1 protein-coding gene is annotated in these 1,981 nt (G+C 36.7%); it reads left to right on the top strand.

What is annotated here, in order from left to right; genetic code table 11:
- Positions 1–22: 22 nt before the first annotated feature.
- On the top strand, positions 23–1,528 hold the full coding sequence (locus KPC_RS19375) for a S8 family serine peptidase (RefSeq protein ID WP_121975941.1): 1,506 nt from the start codon (positions 23–25) through the stop codon (positions 1,526–1,528).
- Positions 1,529–1,981: the final 453 nt, after the last annotated feature.

Below are 1,981 nucleotides of genomic sequence, written 5' to 3' on the forward strand. Positions count from 1 at the left end.
AATATTTATAAAGGTAAGTATAATGAAACTAAAGAACAGTGTTTTTTTGATTGCTTCTATTATTGGAATTCCTACTATAGCCCAAGCCGGTAGTGTCGACTTTTTTGCCCAGAAAGGTCAGTCCTATCCTGCAATTGTTGTTAAGTATGCTAAAACAAGTGAAAGAAATTTCCGAACCTTAGCACCAAACAACCTATTTGACCAAAACGGAAAGTTGCTGGTACCTGAGAAGCTTTTTAAAGCTAAAACTCAAACCAGATCTCTTAATACTGATGATGATCCGAACGGACTTCAGCGCTATTATCACATCAGGATTTCAACAGATAAACAATCGGATAGTGTATATATTAACAACCTCTTAAAAAGTTTAGCTAAGCAACCAGAAGTTGAACTGGTTTATCCTGCATCAGACCCTGTACCATTATCTAACGGAGTCTCCCAGAAATTAGCAGCATCCACTCGATCAGCTGCATCGCCTACCACAGAAAAGACTCCGGATTTTACTTCACAACAAGGTTATCTCAATGCTCCAACGTATTTGACAACCCCAAGTTATACTTTAGGGGGGATTAATTGGCAGAATGTCCGCTACAAGGTTGGTGCTCGAGGTGAGAATATTACGGTCATTTCTGCAGAAACTGATCGCTGGAATATCAATCACAGTGATCTTCCTACATCTTATCGAAATTTTGGTACTGAGACGAAGATTGACTATCATGATACTTCATCCGTGGGGATCATGGGAGCAAAGGATAATGGTTTTGGAGTGACAGGAATTGCTAATCAAGCACGTTTTGGTCATCTATTTGCAAGACATTATGATACTTCGTTGCCTTCAATCATTGAGGCAGGTGATGCTTTACAAGCAGGGGATGTAGTACAAATTGGTATGCAAGTTGGAGCAACAGGTATAACTAATTGTTCTAAAACATGTTATGTTCCGATTGAGTATCAACCTGCCTGGTATGATGCAATTAAGACATTGACTGATAAAGGAATAATCGTAATTCAAGCTGCTGGCAATGGAAATGTTAATTTAGATAGTCCAGATTTCAAGAAAAAGTTTGATGTCAGTAATAGAGACTCTGGAGCGATTATTGCAGGTGCTGTATGTGCAACTGATGGTAAAAAAGCATCTTTTTCATCTTATGGTAAGCGTGTCACCTCAGCGAGTTGGGGGTGCTGGGATGTAGTTTCTACGACGACGAATAATGTAGCAGTAGATCTATATAATGGTGGGGATAATGACCAATATACCAAGTCTTTTGCAGGGACATCATCAGCCAATCCAATCATAGCAGGGGCAGCAGCAAGTTTGTCAGGTTATGCAAAAGCTAGAAGATTAACGTTAACACCACGTGAAGTGCGAACAATTTTAGCAAGTACAGGTACTAGTTTAAAAGGATCGGATGGTCGCACCAGTGATTCAGCAGTAATAGGTACTCAACCTGATCTTGTTCGTGCATTTGCAAGTGTGGATCAAAAGTTGAGAGGAGTTGGAATAAATCCTGCCATTAAGCGTCGTTAAGTTTGTTGATTTGTGAGTTTTATAGCTAATTTTTTCAGATAGAGTATTATCGGTAAAGGTGATGTTATACCAATAAAAAAATTCTTTCTATACATATAAAGATCATGAAAAAGCTCATGGAATGTGGGCTTTTTGATCATTTTTAATTCAAATCAATATTGACACAAGTTTAATTTTGAAGAGAATAAATTTAAAATTAATTTGATTGACAGCTCGGAATAGACGGCGACCCATTTCGAAAGCTCACCTAAAAGTGGGCTTTTTGCTTTTGTACTATCGTAGCGTAGAAATTGATAGAATTTGATAGTGCTAAGTCATTATGTTTAAGCTTGAGAATACGTTTAAAATTCCTTTTGAATTATATTTATAAGCAATTTTTATTAAGTCAGCTACTCTGGGAAATTATTAATTTTAATATTTTGTTAATTAAAATTAAATAATAAGCATTAATTT

This window comes from Acinetobacter stercoris, from assembly GCF_900323515.1.
GTDB lineage: Bacteria > Pseudomonadota > Gammaproteobacteria > Pseudomonadales > Moraxellaceae > Acinetobacter > Acinetobacter stercoris.

Excerpts from the sequence above, each read along its gene's own strand:
- KPC_RS19375 (WP_121975941.1), top strand. The coding sequence starts at position 23 with ATGAAACTAAAGAACAGTGTTTTTTTGATTGCTTCTATTATTGGAATT.